Source organism: Enterococcus sp. DIV0774, from assembly GCF_050539095.1.
GTDB classification, from domain to species: Bacteria; Bacillota; Bacilli; order Lactobacillales; family Enterococcaceae; genus Enterococcus; species Enterococcus faecalis.
The window spans coordinates 1,756,702-1,781,582 of sequence record NZ_CP172923.1 but is presented as its reverse complement, the minus strand read 5'-3'; the positions used below and the strand labels follow the sequence as shown (position 1 = coordinate 1,781,582).

Genomic DNA, 24,881 nt, shown 5'->3' with positions numbered 1-24,881 from the left:
TTTTTTTATTTGAAATAAAAAGAAGCAAGCCGTAAAAAATAACGGCTTGCTTCTTTTTAAATTTATGCCCAATCGCCATTTCTAAAAACTGGAACAATCGTCCCGTCTTCCTTAATGCCGTCAATATTCATTTTGTCAGATCCTACCATAAAGTCCACATGTGTTTGGCTACGATTTAAACCAGCTGCAGCTAATTCTTCTTCGCTCATCTCCGTGCCGCCTTGTAAGTTGAAGGCATAGGCCGAACCAAAGGCTAAATGATTAGAGGCATTTTCATCAAACAATGTATTATAAAAAATCAAACCGGATTGTGAAATTGGTGAAGGGTCTGGTACTAAAGCAACTTCTCCTAAGTGTTTGGCACCTTCATCAATAGCTAAGAGATTTTTCAATGCTTCTTCGCCTTGTTCAGCTGAGAAGTCAACAACTTTTCCATCTTTAAATGTAAATTTCATTCCCGAAATGATTGTGCCAGCATAACTTAGTGGTTTTGTACTAGAAACATAACCATCAACGCGGCGACTATCTGGGGCGGTGAAAACTTCTTCTGTTGGCATATTAGCCATAAATTCTTCCCCACGAGCGTTATAACTACCAGCGCCTTCCCATAAATGGTTTTTAGGCAAACCAATCGTTAAATCTGTCCCAGGAGCTGTGTAGTGTAAAGCAGTAAATTGTTGTTCGTTTAATTCAGCCGCTTTTTCTTGTAATTTTTTATCATGGATATCCCAAGCAATAACTGGGTTTTCTTCATAAATTCGTGTTGTTTTGAAAATTTCATTCCAAAGTGCATCAACTTGTTCTTCACTTGTTGCTAATTCTGGAAAAACTTTAGCTGCCCAGCCTTCACTAGCAGCAGCTACAACAGTCCAACTTACTTTGTTGGCTTGTGTTGCTTTTCGTAGGTTGACCAATGCTTTCCCATTAGCCGCTTGGAAAGCTGCTACACGTTGTGCATCCACGCCAGCTAATGCATCAGGATTAGAAGAAACCACGCTAATTCGGCTTGCGCCTTTGGCAATCCAATCATCGGTTTGATCAATTTTATATTGAGGAACATTTTCAATACGATCAGTTGCAGCATGAGCTAAAAATTCACGTTGAATGGTTTCGTCACTCCATTGAACAATTACTTCGGCCGCACCTAAGCGATAAGCTTCTTCCGTAATTAAGCGGGCAAGGGGCGCTTGATCGACACTGATTTGTAAAACAACCGTATGATTGTCCTGAACATTGACACCCGTTTCAGCAATTAAACGTGCATATTTCTTTAGATTTTCATTAAAATTCTCTAAGGTCATTCGTGATTCCTCCTTCATTTTGATGGGTAATGACTGCTCATATCATAACACGGAAGAGCAGGGAACTCAACGAAATAAAGCCTTTATCAACTGTTATTTTAAGTTGGGGTAAAAGTTGTCGTGCTCCCGCTCAGTGAACTTTTGTACAAAGAGTTGTTCTAATTTTGCATAATAGAAAAATCGTGTTACAATAACCATAAGCATTTATTTGGAAGCGTTGTATATGAATGAATAAAGGGGATAGGGAATTATGGCAAGAAAAAAAACCATTACGAAAGAGCAGATTTTAACAGCTGCCTATGAAGTAGTCGCCACTGAAGGATTTTCGAAGTTCACTGCACGTAATATTGCTAATAAAATGAAATGTTCCACCCAACCGATTTATTTGGAATTTAAAAACATGGATGATTTACGCGATGCTTTATTCCAAAAAATTCATAAATACTTAGCGAAAGAAGTATTTCCAGTAAAACATACTGGGAATACAATTGTTGATTTGGCTTTAAACTATATTCATTTTGCGACAAGTGAAAGTAAGTTATACCGTGCGCTTTATTTAGAAGAATATGGCGGCGGCAAAAAAATGCAAGAATTCTCTTATCACTATTTTACTGAAGCGGTAAAAGCTGATCCTGAGTATGCTAATTTAAACGATGTTCAAATTGACTCTTTACACATGGGAACATGGGTGGTCGCTACTGGTGTGGCTGCATTGATGACTTCTGGAATTATCCATCCTTCAGAAGAACAAATCATTCATTTAATGAAAGATAGTATTGAAGCAATTCTTGAACGAGATGAACCAATTGATATTGACCTATAAAAATTAAAAAAAAGTGTAACCTCATGCTGATAACTTCTGTGAGGTTACAGCAAAAGACTGTTTCTTAAAAGAACGGTCTTTTTTTGTTAAGTGTATTAATGGTAGATTATTCGCAACCATGCTACAGTAAAGAAGAGAAATAGAAAGGGGCAAAAAACATGAACCGAGTGAAAGATAAGCGTTTATGGCTAAGTATTGTAGGAATTACCGGACTAGGGCTCTTGTCGGGCTTATTTTCAGTAAATGCGAGAGAATATTATCAAGCGTTGAGATTACCAAGTTTTGCTCCGCCAGGCTGGTTATTTGGACCGGTGTGGTTGGTGTTGTATATTTTTATGGGCATTACTTTTTATTTCATCTTAGTTCATCCAAATAAACAACAGAAAAAACGGATGATTACGCTATTTATTTTACAATTTATTGCAAACTTTTTCTGGACATTTTTCTTTTTTTCTTTACAAAATAATTTATTATCTGTGATTGATATCTCATTGTTATGGCTATTATTAATAGTTCAACAGTGGGACTACTTGCGTTATAAATTAATAACGCGTGGCTGGTTGATGATTCCTTATATTCTTTGGGTTACTTTTGCGGCAGCTTTAAATTACAGTATTTTATTTTTAAATTAGGAATATCAAAACACCAGAGAAAAATGGGAACTAGCCATTTTTTTCTGGTGTTTATTTTATTTATTTCAACGTAGTTATTCTGCGGCAGTTGCTAATTTTTTCGCAAATTCTTCTAAACGTTGGATGTCGTCTTCTTCAGCGGCTAAATCAACTTTAACGCTGTCGGCGCCTTTTTTTGCCCCAATTTGAGTAAAGACTGCTTCGAAGTCGTCCACCGATTTACAAAAATCATCATAAAACGTGTCTCCTGAACCACAAACGCCGAAGATTTTTCCTGATAAATCAATCTCTTGTAAGTCTTCATAAAAGTCGACAATTTCATCAGGTAAATCGCCATCGCCATACGTATATGTAGCTACTACACAGATATCGGCCTCTTCAAAATCAGCGGCATCGACTTGCGTACACTCATCAATTTCGACCTCTAATTCTAAATCTTCAAATGCTTCTGCAACAATGTCGGCAATTTCTTCTGTATTCCCAGTCATGCTTGCATACACAATTTTAGCTAACGTCATAAACTTTCTTCCCCCTCATACAATTCTGTCACTTATTATAGCAGATGCGCATTTCTTATAAAAGACTAGCGAGTGCTTTTATTAAGGGACTTTTTGAAAATTGGTGTTTGAACAATCTTTTTTGCAAAAAATGTGATAAAATAATTTGAATGAAACAAGTTTAGGAGAGATAGTATGATTACATTAAAATCACCACGAGAAATTGAAATGATGGATGAATCAGGGGAATTATTAGCGGATGTTCACCGTCATTTACGGACGTTTATTAAACCTGGCATTACAAGCTGGGATATTGAAGTATTTGTGAGAGACTTTATTGAAAGTCATGGTGGCGTGGCGGCTCAAATTGGCTATGAAGGTTACAAATATGCTACCTGTTGTAGTATCAACGACGAAATTTGCCACGGATTTCCTCGTAAAAAAGTATTAAAAGATGGCGACCTAATCAAAGTAGATATGTGTGTCGACTTAAAGGGCGCAATCTCTGATTCATGCTGGTCTTATGTCGTGGGTGAATCAACACCTGAAATTGACCGCTTGATGGAAGTAACCAAAAAAGCGCTATATCTTGGGATTGAACAAGCACAAGTAGGAAATAGAATTGGCGACATTGGTCATGCAATTCAAACGTATGTAGAAGGAGAAGGCTACGGGGTAGTTCGCGATTTTGTAGGCCACGGCATTGGCCCAACTATCCATGAAAGTCCAATGATTCCTCACTATGGTGAAGCAGGTAAAGGACTACGTTTAAAAGAGGGAATGGTTATTACCATTGAGCCAATGGTTAACACAGGAACTTGGCGCATGAAAATGGACCCAAATGGTTGGACTGCTTATACTGAAGATGGCGGTCTAAGTTGTCAATATGAACATTCATTAGCGATTACGAAAGAAGGTCCAAGAATCTTAACGTCACAAGGCGAAGAATTGACTTATTAATAAGGAGAGTGTGTGATGAAGTTTCTCGACAACATCAAAAAGAATCAATCTTTGATGCGTTTTATTGAGACAACGCAAAGTCACATGGTCACAGCCGAAATAGGCAACAGCTCAGTGGTTGTTGCCTATTATTTATTACTCTCGCTGTTTCCATTACTGATTGCGGTAGGTAATGTCTTACCTTATTTAAGAATCGACCCTAATTCTGTGTTGCCTTATATTGCAGAGGCCATTCCGAAAGATGTTTATATGAACTTAGAACCAGCGATTCGTTCACTATTGACTCAACGTTCAGGCGGGTTGCTTTCTGTTTCCGCTTTAGCAGCATTTTGGAGTGCCAGTCAAAGCATTAATGCACTACAAAATGCGATGAATAAAGCTTTTGGTGTCGAACAAAGGAAAAATTTTATTCTCGTAAGAGTGGTCTCATTTTTAGTTATTTTGTTATTTATGGTAGCGATTGTTGGTGTAGTAGTAATTTTAGGTTTGGGTCAGTACATTATTGAATTACTGCAACCAATTTTCCACTACTCAACATCTGTGATCGATACTTTCCAAGCGTTAAAATGGCCGTTAACGACCGTTGTTTTATTAGTGATTATGTGTTTGATTTATGCGGTCGTTCCTAATCGGAAATTATCGTTACGTTCTATTTTGCCAGGGGCTATTTTTTCGACAGTCGGTTGGATGCTATTATCACAAATTTTTGGTTTGTACGTAAAATATTTTAGTTCTAGAATCGCAAGTTATCAAATCATCGGGAGTTTTATCATCTTGATGTTATGGCTGAATTTTGCTGCCACGATTATTATTTTAGGAGCAATTGTCAACGCTGTCGTTGATGAATACTTATCTGGAGATAAAGAAAAAAAACAACCAAGTTTTGAACAACGCTTGTTTAGATGGTTTAAAAAGAAAAAATAAATGGATTTCTTTAAAAAAGTCTAAACCGTTGCCAGAACACATGTTTCAGCTTGTAAATGCTTCAGTTTACGGTATAATATACCCTGAACGAGAAGAAAGTGGGTTCGACTATGTCACTATTTATTTATGAAGTTTTGATACGTTTATTTATGACATTTATCTTATCTTTGCTATTAACACCACTTGTTAAGCTTCTAGCGTTTCGGATTGGCGCCTATGATGCACCAGGAGAGCGACGAATCAATACCAAAAATATGCCTACAGCAGGAGGACTTGCAATCTATATTGCTTTTGCTAGTTCATGTTTATTGATTTTTCGTTCGATTATCCCACAAGATTATATTTGGCCGATTATTTTGGCTGGTGGAATGGTTGTTTTGACAGGCCTCATTGATGATATTAAAGAGATTACTCCAATGAAAAAAACAATCGGTATTTTGTTAGCAGCATTAGTTATTTATTTTGTTGCTGGAATTCGGATAGATTTTGTGACGTTGCCAGTCGTTGGAATGATTGATTTGCGCTGGTTTAGTTTACCACTAACTTTATTGTGGATTTTAGCGATTACGAATGCAGTAAATTTAATTGATGGTTTGGATGGTTTAGCATCAGGCGTATCCATTATTGGATTAACCACGATTGGTATTACAGGGTATTTTTTCCTACATGCTAAAACGGTCTATATCCCAATTGTTATTTTTATTTTAGTTGCGAGCATTGCGGGATTTTTCCCATACAATTTTTATCCGGCTAAAATATTTCTAGGAGATACCGGGGCGTTATTCCTCGGGTTTATGATTGCAGTAATGTCGTTACAGGGCTTGAAAAATGCTACGTTTATTACGGTAATTACGCCAATGGTGATTTTAGGTGTGCCAATTACGGATACGGTTTATGCAATTATTCGACGGCTGTTGAACAAGAAGCCCATTTCCTCAGCAGATAAAATGCATTTGCATCACCGCTTGTTATCTTTAGGTTTTACCCATAAAGGGGCGGTCATGACTATTTATGCATTAGCGTTAGTTTTTTCCTTTGTCTCTTTATTGTTCAGCTATTCAAGTACAGTAGCATCAATTTTATTAATTGTCTTTTGTTTAATTGGCTTAGAACTATTCATTGAACTAATCGGTCTAGTTGGCGAAGGACATCAACCGTTGATGTATTTGTTACGGATTTTAGGGAATCGTGAATATCGTCAGGAGCAAATGAAAAAGCGACTTGGCAAGCATTCTAAGAGAAAGTAAAGAAATCTTTAGGTTGCTTTGCGAGAGCGTAAACCTATGATATAATTCCATTAAACTTAAAAAAGTATATGTGTGAAACATATGCTTTTTTTTTAAGACGATGTTTCAGTAGTAAGGAGAAATGAGCATGCAAGAAATGGTAACAATCTCGATTGTCACTTATAATAGTCGTTACATTTTTAATGTACTAGACCAATTAAAAGCTGAACTAGGTACTGATAGTATTTATGATATTCATATCTATGACAATCATTCTGAAACAGCGTATCTTGAAAAATTAACAACATATGAACCATTTATTACTATCCATCGCGCTGAAGAAAATCAAGGGTTTGGTCATGGTCATAATCAAGTGTTATTCAATGCTTCGACAAAATATGCAATTATTTTTAATCCCGATGTTTTGGTTACTAAAGACGTGCTTGATCGTCTATTAGACCGTATCAAAATAGATAAGAACATTGCAGTCGTTAGCCCTAAAGTGTTAAATGAAGATGGCACGACGCAATATTTAGTTCGTCAAAAATTAGATGTCTTCGATTATATGTTACGTTTTATTCCCTTTCAATTTGTAAAGAAAATTTTTGATAAACGTTTGAGTATTTATGAATGTCGCGATTTGTCGGATACAGAAACAACGGATATTAAAATGGGCTCAGGCTGTTTTATGTTGATTGATCGTGAAAAATTCGTTGAAATTGGTGGGTTCGATGAACGTTTCTTCATGTACTTTGAAGACAACGATTTATGTTTACGTTTTGGCAAAGCAGGCTATCGGATTCTCTATACGCCTTTTGAAACGGTTGTTCACATGTATGAAAAGGGCGCCCATAAAAGTCGAAAATTGTTTAAAATCTTTATGCAATCAATGGGGAAATTTTTTAACAAATGGGGCTGGAGGTTCTTTTAATGAGTCAAAGATTAGCGGTTGTCATCGTCTTATATCAAATGAAAATGGCTGATACGCCGAATTATTTGTTATTAAAAGAAGTGGTAAATCATCCCGAATTGCACTTATTTATTTATGACAACAGCCCACTTCCTCAAGAAGATGCATTATTTTTACAACAAAATGTTACTTATCGACATAATCCTGATAATCCAGGCCTAGCGACCGCTTATAATGAAGCGATTGCTTTTAGTCAAGCGAATCAATGTGAATTATTGTTGCTCCTTGACCAAGACACAGAAGTGCCAGCCTCTTATTTTGATACGTTGATCATCATGCCATTAGATCCGACTGTGGCAGTCTATGTTCCAATTGTAGAAGCAAATGGACAACAAATTTCGCCAGTATATAGTGATCAATACGTTGGGCTTAAAGGAGCAAAGCCAGCAGCAGGGATAGCCAACCAACCGTTGATGGCTATCAATTCTGGTACAGTTATTACGGCAGAAACGCTACGCTGGTTGGAAGGATTTTCGGAAGAATTTCCTTTGGACTATTTAGACCATTGGTTCTTTTATCAATTAAATCAAGCCAATAAAAAGATTGAAGTCTTACCAATCCACCTAAAACAAGAATTGTCTGTTTTAGATTATCGTACAATGAGTCCTCAACGTTATCGCTCTATTATTGAAGCAGAAACGTTATTTTATCGTCGATATGATCAAGAAAAGTTTTCCCATCATCGACGCCATTTATTTTTACGCAGTAGTAAGCAATTTTTAACTGTCAAAAATCGCCAAATTTGGCGGCAAACATTGGCAGAATTTCTCAAGTTAATGAAAGGATAATCTATGATCTCAGTTTGTATTGCGACATATAATGGAGAAAAATATCTCGCGGAACAATTAGATAGTATTCTTTTACAAGTCAGTGAAGAAGATGAACTAATTATTTCAGATGATGGTTCTACTGATCATACGTTGGAAATTTTGAGGACGTATGCAGCGAATTATCCCCAAATTCAATTGTTACAAGGTCCAGGGCAAGGAGTGATTGCTAATTTTGCATTTGCGCTTACGCATACGAAAGGCGAAGTAATATTTTTAGCAGATCAAGATGACGTTTGGTTGCCAAATAAAGTAACGACGGTGACAGAATATTTTGAAACGCACCCTGACATCCAAGTGGTTATTAGTGACTTGAAAATTGTTGATGCGGATTTACAAGTTACCAATCCCTCTTATTTTAAGTTTCGAAAAGTCAAACCAGGATTTTGGCGAAATGCGATAAAAAGTGGCTATATTGGGGCAGGTATGGCCTTTCGTCAAGAGATGAAAAACGTCATTTTACCCATTCCGCCAGAAGTTCCTATGCATGATATGTGGATTGGCTTATTAGCTGCACGGAAGAAGCAAACGGGTCTCATTAAAGAACCACTAGTGCTTTACCGAAGACATGGAGCGAATGTCAGCCCCATTATTACCAAAACAAGTTTCCAACAAAAATTAAATTGGCGTGTGAATTTATTAAAAGCTTTACATCAGCGTTTAAAGGAACAACGCTAAACTTTTACAGATTTGTAAAATTTACGTAAAAAACATGACAAACCCTATGCTTAATGCGATAATAGGGAAGGATATTTGGTTTTATAGAAACTAAAAATAGAAGTATTTAAGGAGATTGTTCATGAAAGGAATTATTTTAGCAGGCGGAAGCGGGACACGCTTATATCCGCTAACAAAAGCAACATCAAAACAATTAATGCCAATTTACGACAAACCAATGATTTATTACCCAATGTCAACGTTAATGTTGGCGGGAATTAATGAAATTTTGATTATCTCTACACCAGAAGATACACCACGTTTTGAAAGCTTATTCGGCGATGGCCATGATTTAGGCATTCATATCGAATACGCGGTACAAGAAAGCCCAGATGGTTTGGCGCAAGCATTTATTATTGGTGAAGAATTTATTGGTGATGATAGTGTCTGCTTAGTTTTAGGGGACAATATTTATTATGGTGGCGGCTTATCAAAAATGTTGCAACGAGCGGCTTCTAAAGAGTCAGGGGCAACAGTCTTTGGCTACCATGTAAATGATCCAGAACGTTTCGGCGTGGTAGAATTTGATGAAGAGATGCGGGCGCTTTCTATTGAAGAAAAACCAGCACAACCGAAGTCAAATTACGCAGTGACAGGTTTGTATTTTTACGACAATGAAGTGGTTGAAATTGCGAAAGGGATCAAACCGTCAGAACGTGGGGAATTAGAAATAACAGACGTTAATAAAGTCTACCTTGAAAAAAATAAACTTTCTGTTGAGGTAATGGGCCGTGGCTTTGCTTGGTTGGATACAGGCACACACGAATCCTTATTAGAAGCGTCAACATTTATTGAAACAATTGAAAAACGTCAAAATTTAAAAGTCGCTTGTTTGGAAGAAATTGCTTATCGAATGGGCTATATTACAAAAGAACAATTGGTAGAATTGGCACAACCATTGAAGAAAAATGGCTACGGCCAATACTTGCTACGTTTAGCAGCAGAATAGGAGCGAAGAAACGTGAAAGTTATTGATACAAAATTACAAGATGTCAAAATTATCGAAATGGATGTTTTCGGTGATCATCGTGGCTTTTTTACAGAAAGTTATTCCAAAGCTAAATTTGCAGAACATGGATTAGACTTTGATTTTGTCCAAGATAATCATTCATTATCAACAGAAGCAGGTGTCTTGCGTGGATTGCATTTTCAAAAAGGCGAAGCTGCGCAAACAAAACTAATTCGCGTTGTAACAGGTGCGGTATTAGATGTGATTGTTGATATTCGTAAAGGGAGTCCAACCTATGGTCAATGGGAAGGCTACATTTTATCAGAACATAATCACCGTCAGCTTTTAGTACCAAAAGGTTTTGCCCATGGTTTTGTCACTTTGACACCGAACGTGAACTTTATGTACAAGTGTGACAATTACTATAATGCGGCAGCAGACGGCGGTATTGCTTTTAACGATCCAGCGTTAGCTATTGATTGGCCAATTGCGCCAGAAAAAGCGATTACGTCAGAAAAGGATCAAAAACATCCAACCTTAAAAGAATTTGAAGCGGAAAATCCGTTTATCTATGGCGAAATTTAAGAAAAAAGTAGGAGAGTTTCAATTATGAAAAAAATCATCGTAACAGGTGGAGCTGGTTTTATCGGCTCAAATTTTGTTCATTATGTTGTAAAGAATCATCCAGAAGTTCATGTAACTGTATTAGATAAATTAACGTATGCAGGAAATGAAAAAAATCTTGAAGGTCTACCAAGTGATCGTGTGGAATTAGTCGTAGGAGATATCGCTGATGCTGAATTAGTTAATCGTTTAGTCGCTGAAACAGATGCGGTCGTTCACTATGCTGCTGAATCGCATAACGACAACTCATTAAACGACCCATTCCCATTTGTACAAACCAATCTGATTGGGACGTACACATTGATCGAAGCTTGCCGTAAAAACAATGTTCGTTACCACCATGTATCGACTGATGAAGTTTATGGCGATTTACCTTTAAGAGAAGATTTACCAGGACATGGAGAAGGCGAAGGGGAAAAATTCACTGCCGAAACGCCTTACAATCCTTCAAGTCCTTATTCTTCAACAAAAGCAGGATCTGACTTGTTAGTCAAAGCGTGGGTTCGTTCTTTCAACTTACAAGCAACAATTTCAAATTGTTCAAATAACTATGGTCCATATCAACATATTGAAAAATTTATTCCTCGTCAAATTACCAATGTCTTAAGCGGCATTACACCAAAACTTTATGGTGCTGGTAAAAACGTTCGTGACTGGATTCATACAAACGACCATTCTTCGGCTGTTTGGGCAATTTTAACAAAAGGGCAAATTGGCGAAACATATTTAATCGGAGCCGATGGTGAAGAAGACAATAAAACAGTGATGGAATTAATTTTAGAATTAATGGGACAACCTGTTGATGCCTATGAGCATGTCAACGATCGTGCAGGACATGACTTACGTTATGCGATTGATTCAACCAGATTACGCGAAGAATTAGGTTGGGAACCAGAATTCACGAATTTCCGTGAAGGCTTGGCAGAAACAATCAAGTGGTATACAGAAAATGAAGACTGGTGGCGTGCAGATAAAGAAGCTGTTGAAGCAAAATATGCACAAAATGGTCAGTAATTTTTTCTGACATGTGAGATAACAGTCGAAAGGCGATGGCAAAGTACAAAAGCTACTTTGCCCTGCCTTTTTTTCAAGAAGGAGCGAAAAAAATGATTTTAATTACTGGTGGAAATGGCCAATTGGGCACAGAATTACGTCACCTATTAGACGAACAAGGAATTGAGTATGTTTCAACGGATTCCACAGAATTAGATATTACTGATGCGGATAGTACGTTGGCAAAAGTGAAAGAAATTCAACCAAGCGTCATTTATCATTGTGCTGCTTATACAGCTGTTGATAAAGCAGAAGACGAAGGCAAGGAATTAGATGAAAAAGTGAATGTAGATGGCACACGTCATGTTGCAGAAGCTGCTAAAGCAGTGGGGGCGACACTTGTTTACGTAAGTACAGATTATATTTTTGATGGAACTAAAAAAGAAGGCGTCTATGCGATTGATGATCAACCGAATCCTTTAAATGAGTATGGTCGGACGAAGTTATTAGGTGAACAAGCGGTACAAGAAATCCTGGACGACTATTATATTATTCGAACATCATGGGTATTTGGTCAATACGGTCATAACTTTGTCTTTACCATGCAAAAATTAGCGGAAACAAGAGACCAACTAACGGTAGTGGACGATCAGTTTGGCCGCCCAACTTGGACAAGAACGTTAGCCGAATTTATGGCATTTGTTATTGCAGAAAAAGCGCCATTTGGTGTTTATCATTTGTCTAATGAAAACAGCTGTAGCTGGTATCAGTTTGCTAAAGAAATTTTAAAAGATACTGAAGTGGAAGTACTGCCAGTGGATTCAACTCAATTTCCACAAAAGGCGCAAAGACCACAATATTCTGTCATGGATTTAAGTAAAACAGAAGCGTTAGGCTTTAAAATTCCTACTTGGCAAGAAGCCTTAGCACAAATGTTAGAAAATGTTCAACAATAAATTGTTTTGTGTAAGTGAGGGGTTTTGTTAGAGAAAAAGTGGAAAGGTGTTTCTCTTTATGAAGGTACTTTTAATCATTCCTGCTTACAATGAGGAAGAAAACATTTTGCGGACGATTGCTTCCATTGAAACATTTAAACAGGAAGTTACGCATTTTCAACATGAATTGGATTATGTGGTAATTAATGATGGCTCGACAGATGGAACCAAACAAATTTTAGAAGCCAACCAAATTAATGCCATTCATTTAGTGTTGAATTTAGGTATTGGCGGGGCGGTACAGACCGGCTATAAATATGCCTTAGAAAATGAGTATGATGTGGCGGTTCAGTTTGATGGTGATGGTCAACATGATATCAATAGTTTACCTATTTTACTGGAACCATTAGCAGAGGGTAAATGTGATTTTTCGATTGGCTCTCGTTTCATTCCTGGAAACGAAGCGTCTTTTCAAAGTACGAAAATGCGCCGTTTTGGTATTCGTTTGTTATCTTTTTGCATTCGAATGGCTTCTGGTAAAACAATTTATGATGTGACTTCTGGTTATCGAGCGGGAAATCGGAAAGTGATTGCTTTTTTTGCAAAGCGTTATCCGACAAATTATCCTGAGCCAGAATCGATTGTTCACTTAATAAAAAAACACTTTGTGATTGTTGAAAGACCTGTCAATATGATGGAACGGCTTGGTGGTGTTTCTTCGATTCGTGCATTGGCTTCTGTGAAGTATATGCTGGAAGTCGGCTCAGCAATTCTGATTGCTGCCTTTATGAAGGAGGGAGATTAATGCTACCAACCGTGTTATGGCTAGCTTTATTTTTATTTGCAATTGGCTTTTTCTTATACATTATTCGAGGAATTAATAAAAATATTTTTCTCCTAAAAAATGCTTTGATTTGGTTATTAATCTCAATTGTCTTAATTATTTTTGCTATTTTCCCGCATGTGGCAGAATGGTTAGCAATGGCCTTTGGGTTTGAAACAACATCAAACTTCTTATTATCAGCTGCGGTGATTGTCCTTTTAATCATGGAAATTAAAAATTCTGTGTTGATTTCAAAACACGAAAATCGCATTAAAACATTATTGCAAGAATTATCTATCATGAAATCTGAAGAAAATAAAAAAGATCGCTAATGTGTAGTGACCCTTAAAAGTTGGACCTGAAAGTCTAATATTTAAGGGTCAGCTCAATGAATAGCGATCTTTTTTATTTAAGATTCATAATCACAATGCCGACAATAATAACCACAGCACCAATAAGGGCATTCGTTGTAATCGTCTCTTTTAGAATCAGATTTGAAGCAATTAAAATAGCGATGTTTGTACAGGCAACGCCTAAAGGAACAATGTAAGAAACATCGGAACGACTAATAATTAACATCCATAAAATAAAACTAATTAAATAACAAAATAAACCTAATAAAGAAATAAGTGAGATATTCATTGAAAAGATTGTTTGTTGGAGTTGGATGTTCAAACTGCTAGAACCTAGTTTAAATAAGACCAGACCAGCAGAAGACAGAAATACGTAAATAATAAAAAGAACCATAATTTCCCTTCTCTCAAAAATAGTTTCCGTGCAAAAAATGCAAGACCTCCATTATTGTAGCATAATCTCCTAAAAATTGGACAAGATTTTTTAATATAGCGAAATCAGTTAAATTTTTCTTTATAAAAAGGGGTCTACTATTGAAAAGCTAGGCGTTTATCGATAAAATAGAAATGTTGTTTAAAATGGCATTTTTGTATCCAAAAATTTTAGATAAAAATAGTTTATTACGGAAGGAATAAGTATATGTTTAAAGAAACATTTTCAATTTTCAAGAATATTTTTCAGAACAAAAAATTGTTATTACAATTTTCATTTAATGATTTTAAGGCCAAGTATGCTGGTTCAGCACTAGGAATTGTCTGGGCGTTTTTAACGCCATTAGTAACTGTTTTGACGTATTGGTTTGTCTTTTCTGTAGGCCTTCGTTCTAGAGCTGGCGACAATATGCCATTCATTGTCTATTTAGTAACAGGGATGGTACCTTGGTTCTTCTTTTCAGATTCGTTATTATCAGCCACGAATGTGTTTCGTGAATATAGTTATTTAGTTAAAAAAGTCGTGTTTAATGTACAAATTTTACCAACGTCTAAAATTTTATCGAACTTGTACACCCACTTGTTTTTCATTCTAATTGGTTTTGTAATTACTACAGCTAACGGTTATTATCCAAGTTTGTACAGTTTGCAATTAATTTACTACTTAGCTTGTTTATTAGTCTTTTTAACAGCAATTACGTGGATTACTGCTTCAACACAACCATTTTTACCTGATATTATGCAATTTATCAATATCATTATGCAAACAGTTATGTGGACATTGCCAATTTTATGGCAACCAACTGGAATGATTGCGACAATCTTAAAAATCAATCCATTATATTATATTGTTCAAGGATACCGCGAATCTTATTTAGGCGGTGCATGGTTCTGGGAACATTGGCAATATAGCTTATATTTCTGGGGAGTTACTATTGTTTTACTATTAATTGGCTCAACCGTGTTTAGACGCTTAAAACCACATTTTTCAGATGTACTATAAGGAGAGAACGACATGTCAGAATATGCAATCGATATCCAACATATTACCAAAACATACAACATGTATAAAAAGCCGTCCGATCGGTTTAAAGAAGCGCTTAGTCCAACCAAAAAATCTTACCACGATTTGTTTTATGCGTTAGACGATGTCACGATGCAAATTAAAAAAGGCGAGATGATTGGCTTTGTCGGCGAAAATGGTTCTGGAAAATCAACCATGTTAAAAATTATTACAGGAGTATTAACGCCAACCTCCGGGTCCATGGTGATTAATGGGAAAATTTCAGCGTTGCTTGAATTAGGTTCAGGTTTTAACCCTGAATATTCAGGATATGAAAATATTTTCTTAAATGGAATGGTCTTGGGTTTTTCCCGAGAAGAGATGGAAGAGCGTGTCCAAGATGTCATTGATTTTGCTGACATCGGCGATCATTTGTATCAACCAGTTAAGACATACTCTAGTGGTATGTTTGTCCGCTTGGCTTTTGCGGTAGCCATTAACGTGGATCCCGATATTTTAATTGTCGATGAAGCGTTGGCTGTCGGGGATTTAGAGTTTCAATTAAAATGTATGGAAAAATTTACAGAAATTAAAAATTCTGGTAAAACAATTTTATTTGTTTCTCACGATGTAAACTCCATCCGTCGTTTTTGTGATAGAACTTTTTGGTTGCAACACGGGAAAGTCGTTGAATATGGAGATACGATGGACGTAACTACCAACTACGAAAACTTTTTGAAAAAGAAATCAATTAAAACGGTTGACCGCGAAGCAACCATGAAAGATGAAACCCCAACGCCAGATATTATTGAAGTGGATCATGCGGAACTTTTAAACGCGGATTATGAACCCTTAGAAATGGTAACGCAAGATGAAAAAGTGATTGTAAAAATTGAATATACTGTCAAAAACGACCAAATTAAGAAGCCTGTTTGTGGGGTCGCTATTCGAACAGTGGACAATCATTATGTCTGTGGCTTAAATACGTTATTAGATGGCGTGCAAATTCCTTGGAAAAAAGGACGGAATGTTTTTTATTTAGAATATGAAAAAATGTCATTATTAACAGGTGAATATTATTTTGATATTGCTTTCTTTGAGGAACATGCAACAGTCCCATTAGTCTACAAAACAAAATACGTGACGATGTTTATTACCGGTCGCTATGCCGGAGAAGGAATTGTCATCTTAGATCATAAATGGAAGGATACGACAAAAGATGAAGTATGATTTTGAAATGGAAACAGACGAGAGTACCAGTGTTGGGAAAATCGTAGCACAAATCAAAGAAAATAGTGATGTCTTGGAATTTGGTCCAGGTAATGGGCGAATGACTAGCTATTTGATGGAAGAAAAAAAGTGCCAGGTCTCAATTGTTGAATTAGACAAAGAACTTTATGATCATGTCAGTCAATTTTCAACAGATGCCTTTTATGGCAATATTGATGAAAATGATTGGGTCGAATACTTTGCTGGTAAGACGTTTGATTATATCGTTTTTGCGGATGTGTTGGAACATTTAATGAATCCTCAAAGCGCCTTAGCAAAAGTCAAACCATTTTTAAAACCAGGCGGTCAAATTTTAATCACTTTCCCTAATTTGGCACATAATTCTGTCTTAATTGATTTATTTAATAATCGTTTAACGTGGAATGAAACTGGGCTATTGGATGCTACGCATAAATCATTCTATTTACAAGAAGGATTTGAAAAAGTTTTTGCAGAAGTTGGTTTATACATTGCCAAAGAAGATTTTACATTTAATCAAGTTGGCTACAACGAAATTCCTACGACATATGAAGCGTTACCTGCAGAAGTGCAAGCAGCTTTTAAAGCGCGTCCCTTTGGTGAAGTGTATCAGTACTTTTTTGCCTTGACTGCTGAACCAGTAGAACAGCCAGAGCGAGTGACACCAGTAAATTCATACAATGAAAAAAACGTTCATATTTTAATTAATTGCGGCGAAGAAAAAGAGACTGAGTTGGATCAACCGGTTGATTTACAAAAACCTGAAACAAAACAGTTCCAACTGAAGATACCAGAAGACGTCCAACTGATAAAATTATTCCCAAGTTTAACGGGGGCAATTATTAAATTATCCATGACGATAGACGGCGAGACAGTCCCAGTCGCAGCCACGAATGCTTTTCTGGTACAAGAGAATATCTATTATTTCTTAGATACGCAAGTACCTGTAATCGAAGTAACCGATGCACAAATGGCAGGCAAAGACCTGACAGTAGACATTGATTATTTCTTTGAAGGCAACTATTCAGAACGTGAAAATACCTTTATTCATGCACTGTTAGATGAAAGAAATCAATTTTTAGAAGAAATGAATAAACAGACGGAGACTGCCCCTATGCCTACTGGAAAATATAAACGAATCACGTTAACTAAATTTGAAAAAATGATTAATTTAACCATCGACGATATTGCTCGCGATGTAGAAAATAACGTTTCTGTTATCAGAGGGTGGGCGTATGACAAACAAACAAATTATCCGCTAAGATTCAGCATTGCAGAAGCTAGTGAATCAGTCACTTATACGGTGGAAACAGAATATCGTCGTGATGTTATTGATATGTTTGAATTAGAAGGCGATCAAGATTATGGTTTTGTCATTACGATTAAAGATCCAGAAGATTTACCAGCCTACACGTTAAACATTGACACCAAATCAGGTCAGAAGGTTCAATACGTGGTGGAGCGTCCAAACATGGTTCAACCAGGTACGAAATTTGATCGAGCATGGCGTTCGATTCAAACACGTGGTTTGATGGGCTCAGTGAAGTGGTACTTTAAACGACAAGAAAAAGCAGAAGCCCCTGTTGACGTGGAGGCAGTTTTAGCGGAAATTAAAACGTTCCAATTCCAGCCTAAAATTTCTGTCGCTGTGCCTGTTTATAATGTCGAAGAAAAATGGCTTGCAGCATGTGTCTCTTCTTTACAAAATCAGTACTATGAAAATTGGGAGTTATGTTTAGCAGATGATGCATCGCCAAGCGAACATATTAAGCCCATGCTAGAAAAATATAAAGAACTAGATCAACGAATCAAAGTTATTTATCGCGAAGAAAACGGACATATTTCAGAAGCAACTAACTCAGCTTTGTCGATTGCTACTGGCGATTTTATTGGTTTCATGGATAACGATGATGAATTAGCGCCACAAGCATTATATGAAGTGGTTAAAGCTTTAAATACAGATCCAACGATTGATTTTCTTTATACTGATGAAGATAAAATTACAGAAAATGGTCGTCGCTTCAACGCGTTTTACAAATCGGACTGGAATCCAGAACTGATTTTAAATCATAATTACATTACACACTTTGTTGTTGTGAAACGTGATTTATTAGAAAAAGTAGGCGGATTGAACTCAGCATATAACGGTGCTCAAGACTATGATTTCGTATTACGAGCAACGGAACAAGCAACGAAAATCAAGCATATTCCTGGTATGATGTATCATTGGCGTGCCATTGAATCATCGACTGCTCTAAACCCTGAAAGCAAAGGTTACGCCTATGTAGCTGGTCAAAAAGCGGTCCAAGCGGCAACGGAACGCCGTGGCTTAAAAGCACAAGTAGAGATTGCCGAATTTTATGGTTCCTATAAAATTAACTATCTTTATGATCATGTGCCGATGGTATCATTGATTATTACGAATGATACAGAGAATATGAGTAGTTACTTACGTCAATTATTAGAAAAAACTGCCTATACAAATTATGAAATTCTATTGCCTGCACGCTTCGAGAATCAAATAAATATCCAAAATGACCGTCTTCGTTATGTTTCAACAGAAACTCGTCATGGCATGATTCAAGCTGCTAAGGGAGAATATGTGGCTTTATTAAATGCTGGATTGGTACCAACGAAAAATGATTGGTTAAAAGAGTTAATGAACATTGGTCAACAAGAGACCTCTGGTTTAGTGACTGGCCGCGTAGTTGACGCACGCTATCGCGTGGAAACAGTGGGAGTATCAGTTGATACAGACAAAGGTCGATTACTTTATCCTGAAAAAGGCACCCCTGGTAAAAGCTTAGGTTACTATTACAGAATTGCTTTACCAAGAAATATTCAAGCAGCAACTGAAGACTGCTTACTATTCAACAAACAACTTTACCTAAATTTAGAAGGAATTAACGAAAGCTTAGGAAAAGAATGGATGGGTGTCGATTTATCGTTACAATTTGCTAGCGCTGGTAAACGAAATGTATATGTGTCCTATGCAATTTTGAAAGCAGACGAAAAAATGCAAAACCATGATAAAAAAGGATCTTATAAAGAACTTGCGGAAAAATGGACCGCGGAAGCTTTAGTTGATCCCTACCGAAATCCGAAACATCTATAAGGAGAATGCACATGAATGAAGACATTAAGGTGATCTTTGATAGTATCTATCGCGACAAAACAACAAATAATTTAACCATTACAGGTTGGGCGTTGGATACAATCACTAAAGAAAGCCCAACTTTCACAATTAATAATGAAAACCAAGTGTCCGCTTATAACATTCAGCGCGTTTTACGTGAAGATGTTAATCAAATTTATCAAACAGAGCCTGCGATTGAAGCTGGCTTTGTTGTTACACTTGAAGGAATTAAACAAAAAAAAGTACTCCCTTTTCATTTTCAATCATCAGCACATGTTGTAACGGTGGATTTTCCCTTGAATAAAAAATATCCAGTGATTCCAGGGACAGAAGATAAAGTGACTCGTCTCTGGATAAAAGCCAAAAAAGGATTTAAGTATATGGCTAAAAATGGTATTTCTCATACCATTCAACGAGCGAAAATTGAGAAACTAAGAAATCAAGCTTCGTATCCTAACTGGTTAGCTAGAAATGAAGTACTAGACATAGAAGCGATGACGCAAGAAATCGCAACATTTCATTATCAACCTAAAATTTCCATTGCGATGCCAGTGTATAATGTTGAAGAAAAATGGCTTCGGTTGTGCATTGATTCTATTTTGAATCAAGTCTATACTAATTGGGAATTATGTATGGCCGATGACGCCTCAACAGATCCCAATGTCAAAAAGATTTTAACAGAGTACCAACAATTGGATGAGCGAATTCGGGTCGTCTTTCGTGAACAAAATGGTCATATTTCCGAAGCGACCAACTCTGCTTTAGCGATTGCTACCGGAGAATTTGTCGCCTTACTAGACAATGATGATGAATTAGCAATCAATGCTTTTTATGAAGTGGTTAAAGTGCTGAATGAAAACCCAGAACTGGACTTAATTTATAGTGATGAAGATAAGATTGACATGGATGGAAATCGTTCTGATCCAGCCTTTAAACCAGATTGGTCACCTGATTTACTTTTAGGAACGAATTACATTTCGCATTTAGGCGTGTATCGTCGGAGTATTCTAGAAGAAATTGGTGGCTTTCGAAAAGGTTACGAAGGTTCTCAAGACTACGATTTAGTTTTAAGATTTACTGAAAAAACGACAAAAGAACGCATCAAACATATTCCAAAAGTTCTTTACTATTGGCGGATGCTGCCAACCTCAACAGCAGTGGATCAGGGCTCAAAAGGTTATGCTTTTGAAGCGGGGCTAAGGGCCGTGCAAGATGCGCTCGTTCGTCGAGGAATGAATGGCCATGCAACGCACGGGGCGGCGAATGGCTTATACGATGTTTATTATGACATTGAATCTGAAAAGTTAGTCTCAATTATTATTCCAACTAAAAATGGCTATAAAGACGTACAACGTTGTGTTTCATCGATTATTGAAAAAACAACCTACCAAAATTACGAGATTATTATGGCTGATAATGGAAGTACAGATCCAAAAATGCACGAATTATATGCAGAATTTGAACAACAATTACCTGGTCGCTTTTTCGTTGAATCAATCGATATTCCATTCAATTTCTCAACTATTAACAATCGTGCAGCGAAAAAAGCGCACGGAGAGTATTTATTATTTTTAAATAATGATACCGAAGTGATTACAGAGAATTGGTTAACCTTGATGGTTTCATTTGCTCAGCAAGAACGGATTGGCTGTGTAGGTGCGAAATTATTGTATCCAAATAATACGGTCCAACACGCAGGCGTTATTTTAGGATTAGGTGGTGTCGCTGGACATGGTCATTATGGTTATCCCCATGGTGACTTAGGCTATTTTGGTCGGTTAGCTATTAATGTTAATTATTCAGCAGTAACTGCCGCATGCTTACTTATGAAAAAAGCAGATTTTGATGCAGTTGGTGGTTTTGAAGAAGCGTTTACCGTAGCTTTCAATGATGTTGATTTATGCCTGAAAGTCCAAGCTTTAGGACGTGACAACGTCTGGCTTCATGAAGCAGAGCTTTATCATTTTGAATCTCAAACTCGTGGATATGATGATAAAGGCAAAAAGAAAAAACGTTTTGAACAAGAAAAAGTGATGATGGAAGAAAAATGGGGACCTTCAATTGAAAATGATCCATTTTATAATCCTAATCTGACAAGGGATATTCCCAACTTTTCATTACGAATTGACTAGATGCAATTGCGGATGACGAAATGGAGCGAAAAGATGGAACAACAACTAACTACAAGAAAAGAAAAACAACCATTACGCAACCAAGCTGAGCAGAGCGCTCGCTTGGTTGATCATTTGTTACGCTGGCGCTATCTGCTAGCGGCAGTCATTTTTATTTTACTGGTCGCCTTTAAAGTCCATGGTAGTTCATTAAACATGTGGGATGCGTATGTTTCTGAATATGCGGATGGCCAAAAAAGTTCATTAATTGCTGGTGAACCAAGAGGTGTTCGCTCGGATGAATGGCTCGTTCAAACCCCATTTAGCCTCTCACAAACACAAACAGGTTTGAAAACACATAATGATGTGATTACGTTAAATGGGCAAGACATGGTGGTAGGCTATAATTCACCAGCGTGGAATCTGGCCACGTTAGCGAAACCTTTTACGTGGGGCTATGTACTATTAGGCAAAGAATATGGCTTATCATGGTATTGGAATCTTAAATTAATTGGCTTAATTTTATTTTCTTTTGAAATTGGCTTGATCGTCACACGGCGGAATAAATATTTAGCTTTGTTAGCAAGTGTTTGGATTCCGTTTTCTTCGGCCCTTCAATGGTGGTTTGTCTCGCCAGTTGGAGATTTAGTATTTTTTGGCTTAGGTTTTTTAGTGGGAATTTATAATTATTTCTATTATCATAGTAGTGTTCGACGTCGTGTCATTTGTGCGATAACGGCTGTTATTATGGCCTCAGGATTTGTTTTAGTTATTTATCCTGCGTTACAAGTACCACTTGGTTATTTGATTTTATTATTTTTAATTTTATTCTTTTTAGAATTTCGTAAAAAAATTAAGTTGGATAAGTGGGATGGGGTCCTGATAGGTGGGGCACTCTTGATGACGGCGATTATTGTTGGCGGATCGCTATATGGCTCATTGGATTCCTTAAAAGCAGTAATGGATACCGCTTATCCAGGAAAACGGGTAAGTTTAGGTGGCGATATGCCTAAACGCGATATTTTGTTATTTTTAACAAATTGGAAAATGCCGTTTCAAGATGTTCCATATTCCAATAATTCGGAAATCAGTAGTTTTTATCAATTATTTTTTGTTATTTTGCCGCTCTCACCATTTATTTTTTATAAAAAAATCAAAGAAAACATTTACGGTTTTGTCTTATTCGTGTATTGTTTATTTAACTTAGTTTGGATGAGCGTGCAATTTCCAACAATTTTTGCTAAGTTGACATTGTGGTCTTATGTGCCAGAACAACGGGCGATGTTATCCTTTGGGTTTGCCGCTGTGTTATTGAGTTTATGGTTCATCGATTATTTATGGAATCGCCAAGCAAAAATTCCAATGATGGCCTGGTTAGGGGCGCTAGGATTAAATGTTGTTCTGTATTTCTTTGTTTTATATACGGGCAATTTACGGTTATATGTTACACGAATGGACATCATTGGTGTCTTGGTTGTCGCTACCGTTTTAATTGTTGCTTTATTTAAACGTTGGCGCACGTTATTTGTCCTTGTCTTATTAGGAATCATTATGGTTTCTGGAGCCTTTGTAAATCCAATTTCTCGTGGCGTTTCTGCTGTCTATGGAAAAAAATTAGCGGTAGAAGTGGAAGAAATTAACAAAAAAGACCCCAACCAATTGTGGGTGGGCGAACGCTTGATGTATGGCTATTTGCCAATGTTAGGTGTGCATACATTTAACGGTGTCGCTTTTACACCTGACTTAGAGGCTTGGAAACCATTAGATCCAAAAGGAAAAGACACATTTATTTATAATCGCTATGCGCACATCAATGTTGAAGTAGGAAATCAGACTCCTGTTTTAGAGTTGATGCAAAAAGATGCGATTATTGCTCGTTTATCTCCAGAAAAATTAAAAGAATATGGGATTAAATATGCGGTCGTTTATAAACCATTAGAACCGTTAGACACACCAACGATTCATTTTGAAAAATTATATGGACCTGATCAGAACGGGGCATATATTTATCGAATAAACGACTAGTGATTCATTCATGGAATGAGGTTTGAATATGGGAAAAGTATTGAATAGAATCGGTCGACTTATTTTATTAGTTACAATGATCGGCTCGTATACGATGTGGGTCGTAGGAATTGATGCGCCAGTCACAAAATATATGTATGCCAATAGTTCAATTTTATTATTAATAGCAGTAATACTTGTATTGCTATTAAATTGTACGAAATTAAAATTTATTGACTGGCTGACCGTAGCGTTGGCGCTAGCCACCTGGCTCTTGTTTCACTTTACGGAATCAATCCGTCATAGCACAATGCAAACAGATACAATGATTCCTTTAATTATTTTGTTGGTCCTTTGTTTTAAAGTTTGTGTCTTTGATCGTTTGGATCAAACGCTTTTATTAATTGTCTCTTTAGTTGCTTTGAGCGCGACTTTGTATCGGATGTCCGTGGAGTTGCCTCAGTTGATTCCAGCAGACGAAATTTTTAAAGAATCAAATAAACTCGAAAGTATTTGGATTAATACCAATACGATTGGTGCAACGTTGATGTTTTCAACAATGATGGCCAGTAGTTTGATCAAAGCATATAGAAATAAGGTTTTTAACCTGCTGCTTTTACCTGTATACATTGGTGGTGTTTTAGGTACATGGGTCAGTCAATCCAAAACCTCTTTTGCCATTTTAGTTGGTTTTATTCTGGTGGATAATCTTTTACCAAAACGTTTCTTGCAACGTTCGAAAGTTTGGCTGTTTGGTTTTGTCGGAGTAGCTGCATTGGGACCATTGTTATTTTACTTATGTGCGGAATCGGATACTGTGGATTTATTTACAGGAAGAGAACGAATTTGGCATGAGTTTTTTGCTAAATGGTTATCTGATCCTCAACATATTAAAGTCGGTATGGAGCCTTTTGTGGCCTCATGGAAACCGCTGGGGACACATAATGCTTTTCTATTTACGTTAAGTAATTTTGGTGTCATTGGCTATCTGATTTTATTTGGTTTTTTAGTCAGTATGATTTTATTGATTGGTTTCCGCAAAAAAACATTGGATCGTTTGCAAGTTAGTTTACTTTTAGGCTTCCTTTTAATCTGGATTCATTCATTTATGGAAGATATTTTATTAGCGCCTCATTGGATGCCGATAGTTTATAGTTTCCTTGGGCTAGCCTTCTACTTCCGGCCAGAGAAAAAACGAGGAAGACATGAAAGACCAACGACACCTAAAAGAAGAAAACGAGTGAAACAAACAAGTCCTGTTAGCAATGAAGAGCGCCCGATAGCACCTGTTGACGAAGAGGGCTGGGACCAACCTGAAGAATTAAGTCGTGTCCAAAGACATCGCAGATAATTTTCATCCTATAGAACTTTCTTGTCCGCTGACATTATGGTA

General features: G+C 36.8%; 23 protein-coding genes. 20 read left to right on the top strand and 3 right to left on the bottom strand.

What is annotated here, in order from left to right; all coding sequences use genetic code 11:
* Nucleotides 1-62: 62 nt before the first annotated feature.
* Nucleotides 63-1,301, bottom strand: a complete 1,239-nt coding sequence (locus IGL86_RS08610) for an aminopeptidase (RefSeq protein WP_010713248.1) — start codon at nucleotides 1,299-1,301, stop codon at nucleotides 63-65.
* A gap of 250 nt (nucleotides 1,302-1,551) precedes the next feature.
* Between IGL86_RS08610 and IGL86_RS08605 the strand changes: the two genes are divergently transcribed.
* Together IGL86_RS08605 and IGL86_RS08600 are read left to right on the top strand one after the other, a co-directional pair.
* On the top strand, nucleotides 1,552-2,124 hold the full coding sequence (locus tag IGL86_RS08605) for a TetR/AcrR family transcriptional regulator (RefSeq protein ID WP_002356883.1): 573 nt from the start codon (nucleotides 1,552-1,554) through the stop codon (nucleotides 2,122-2,124).
* 158 nt (nucleotides 2,125-2,282) lie between these two features.
* On the top strand, nucleotides 2,283-2,756 hold the full coding sequence (locus tag IGL86_RS08600; RefSeq protein WP_002356884.1) for a TspO/MBR family protein: 474 nt from the start codon (nucleotides 2,283-2,285) through the stop codon (nucleotides 2,754-2,756).
* A 74-nt stretch (nucleotides 2,757-2,830) separates the two neighbouring features.
* Here the strand turns inward: IGL86_RS08600 and IGL86_RS08595 are convergent, their stop codons facing one another.
* Complete coding sequence (locus IGL86_RS08595) at nucleotides 2,831-3,274, bottom strand: flavodoxin (protein WP_002356885.1); 444 nt, start codon at nucleotides 3,272-3,274, stop codon at nucleotides 2,831-2,833.
* Nucleotides 3,275-3,448: 174 nt separating this feature from the next.
* On the opposite strand from IGL86_RS08595, the gene map reads away from it, so the two are divergent.
* The 12 genes from map (at nucleotide 3,449) to IGL86_RS08535 (ending at nucleotide 13,533) form a co-directional block, all read left to right on the top strand.
* Nucleotides 3,449-4,213 (top strand): type I methionyl aminopeptidase, encoded by a 765-nt coding sequence (map, locus tag IGL86_RS08590; protein WP_002356886.1) that lies wholly within the window; start codon nucleotides 3,449-3,451, stop codon nucleotides 4,211-4,213.
* A gap of 15 nt (nucleotides 4,214-4,228) precedes the next feature.
* Nucleotides 4,229-5,137: a YihY/virulence factor BrkB family protein gene (locus IGL86_RS08585; RefSeq protein ID WP_002419751.1), complete on the top strand. Its 909-nt coding sequence runs from the start codon at nucleotides 4,229-4,231 to the stop codon at nucleotides 5,135-5,137.
* A 110-nt stretch (nucleotides 5,138-5,247) separates the two neighbouring features.
* The gene (locus IGL86_RS08580) at nucleotides 5,248-6,384 is read left to right on the top strand and encodes an MraY family glycosyltransferase (protein ID WP_002366956.1); all 1,137 of its coding nucleotides are present in this window, start codon (nucleotides 5,248-5,250) and stop codon (nucleotides 6,382-6,384) included.
* Nucleotides 6,385-6,505: 121 nt separating this feature from the next.
* Nucleotides 6,506-7,294, top strand: coding sequence for a glycosyltransferase family 2 protein (locus IGL86_RS08575; protein ID WP_002359892.1), 789 nt, complete (start codon nucleotides 6,506-6,508; stop codon nucleotides 7,292-7,294).
* Nucleotides 7,294-8,121 (top strand): glycosyltransferase, encoded by an 828-nt coding sequence (locus IGL86_RS08570; RefSeq protein ID WP_010713251.1) that lies wholly within the window; start codon nucleotides 7,294-7,296, stop codon nucleotides 8,119-8,121. Before IGL86_RS08575 ends, IGL86_RS08570 begins: the two co-directional genes overlap by 1 nt.
* A 3-nt stretch (nucleotides 8,122-8,124) precedes the next feature.
* Nucleotides 8,125-8,838 (top strand): glycosyltransferase family 2 protein, encoded by a 714-nt coding sequence (locus IGL86_RS08565; protein ID WP_002362119.1) that lies wholly within the window; start codon nucleotides 8,125-8,127, stop codon nucleotides 8,836-8,838.
* 121 nt (nucleotides 8,839-8,959) lie between these two features.
* Nucleotides 8,960-9,826: a glucose-1-phosphate thymidylyltransferase RfbA gene (rfbA, locus tag IGL86_RS08560; protein WP_002364387.1), complete on the top strand. Its 867-nt coding sequence runs from the start codon at nucleotides 8,960-8,962 to the stop codon at nucleotides 9,824-9,826.
* Between the two features lie 12 nt (nucleotides 9,827-9,838).
* Nucleotides 9,839-10,411 (top strand): dTDP-4-dehydrorhamnose 3,5-epimerase, encoded by a 573-nt coding sequence (rfbC, locus tag IGL86_RS08555; protein ID WP_002356893.1) that lies wholly within the window; start codon nucleotides 9,839-9,841, stop codon nucleotides 10,409-10,411.
* A 24-nt stretch (nucleotides 10,412-10,435) separates the two neighbouring features.
* On the top strand, nucleotides 10,436-11,464 hold the full coding sequence (gene rfbB, locus IGL86_RS08550; RefSeq protein ID WP_002359895.1) for a dTDP-glucose 4,6-dehydratase: 1,029 nt from the start codon (nucleotides 10,436-10,438) through the stop codon (nucleotides 11,462-11,464).
* Nucleotides 11,465-11,556: 92 nt separating this feature from the next.
* Nucleotides 11,557-12,399, top strand: a complete 843-nt coding sequence (rfbD, locus tag IGL86_RS08545) for a dTDP-4-dehydrorhamnose reductase (RefSeq protein WP_002356895.1) — start codon at nucleotides 11,557-11,559, stop codon at nucleotides 12,397-12,399.
* Nucleotides 12,400-12,457: 58 nt separating this feature from the next.
* Entirely contained in the window at nucleotides 12,458-13,183 is a 726-nt protein-coding gene (locus tag IGL86_RS08540; RefSeq protein WP_033625633.1) for a glycosyltransferase family 2 protein, read from the top strand.
* Nucleotides 13,183-13,533 carry a DUF2304 domain-containing protein gene (locus IGL86_RS08535; RefSeq protein WP_002356898.1) on the top strand — a complete coding sequence of 117 codons (351 nt, stop codon included), beginning with the start codon at nucleotides 13,183-13,185 and terminating at the stop codon, nucleotides 13,531-13,533. The genes IGL86_RS08540 and IGL86_RS08535 overlap by 1 nt, the downstream gene beginning before the upstream one ends.
* Before the next feature lie 73 nt (nucleotides 13,534-13,606).
* Here the strand turns inward: IGL86_RS08535 and IGL86_RS08530 are convergent, their stop codons facing one another.
* Nucleotides 13,607-13,948, bottom strand: a complete 342-nt coding sequence (locus IGL86_RS08530; RefSeq protein ID WP_002356899.1) for an EamA family transporter — start codon at nucleotides 13,946-13,948, stop codon at nucleotides 13,607-13,609.
* Nucleotides 13,949-14,194: 246 nt separating this feature from the next.
* On the opposite strand from IGL86_RS08530, the gene IGL86_RS08525 reads away from it, so the two are divergent.
* The 6 genes from IGL86_RS08525 to IGL86_RS08500 are packed head-to-tail and all read left to right on the top strand — an operon-like array spanning nucleotide 14,195 to nucleotide 24,839.
* Nucleotides 14,195-14,989 (top strand): ABC transporter permease, encoded by a 795-nt coding sequence (locus IGL86_RS08525; RefSeq protein WP_002356900.1) that lies wholly within the window; start codon nucleotides 14,195-14,197, stop codon nucleotides 14,987-14,989.
* Between the two features lie 12 nt (nucleotides 14,990-15,001).
* Entirely contained in the window at nucleotides 15,002-16,219 is a 1,218-nt protein-coding gene (locus IGL86_RS08520; RefSeq protein ID WP_002356901.1) for an ABC transporter ATP-binding protein, read from the top strand.
* Nucleotides 16,209-19,352 carry a glycosyltransferase gene (locus tag IGL86_RS08515; protein WP_033625632.1) on the top strand — a complete coding sequence of 1,048 codons (3,144 nt, stop codon included), beginning with the start codon at nucleotides 16,209-16,211 and terminating at the stop codon, nucleotides 19,350-19,352. The genes IGL86_RS08520 and IGL86_RS08515 overlap by 11 nt, the downstream gene beginning before the upstream one ends.
* Nucleotides 19,353-19,363: 11 nt before the next feature.
* Entirely contained in the window at nucleotides 19,364-21,505 is a 2,142-nt protein-coding gene (locus IGL86_RS08510) for a glycosyltransferase family 2 protein (RefSeq protein ID WP_033625631.1), read from the top strand.
* Nucleotides 21,506-23,509 (top strand): DUF7657 domain-containing protein, encoded by a 2,004-nt coding sequence (locus IGL86_RS08505; protein WP_002383759.1) that lies wholly within the window; start codon nucleotides 21,506-21,508, stop codon nucleotides 23,507-23,509.
* Nucleotides 23,510-23,537: 28 nt separating this feature from the next.
* Entirely contained in the window at nucleotides 23,538-24,839 is a 1,302-nt protein-coding gene (locus tag IGL86_RS08500; RefSeq protein ID WP_002383757.1) for an EpaQ family protein, read from the top strand.
* Nucleotides 24,840-24,881: the final 42 nt, after the last annotated feature.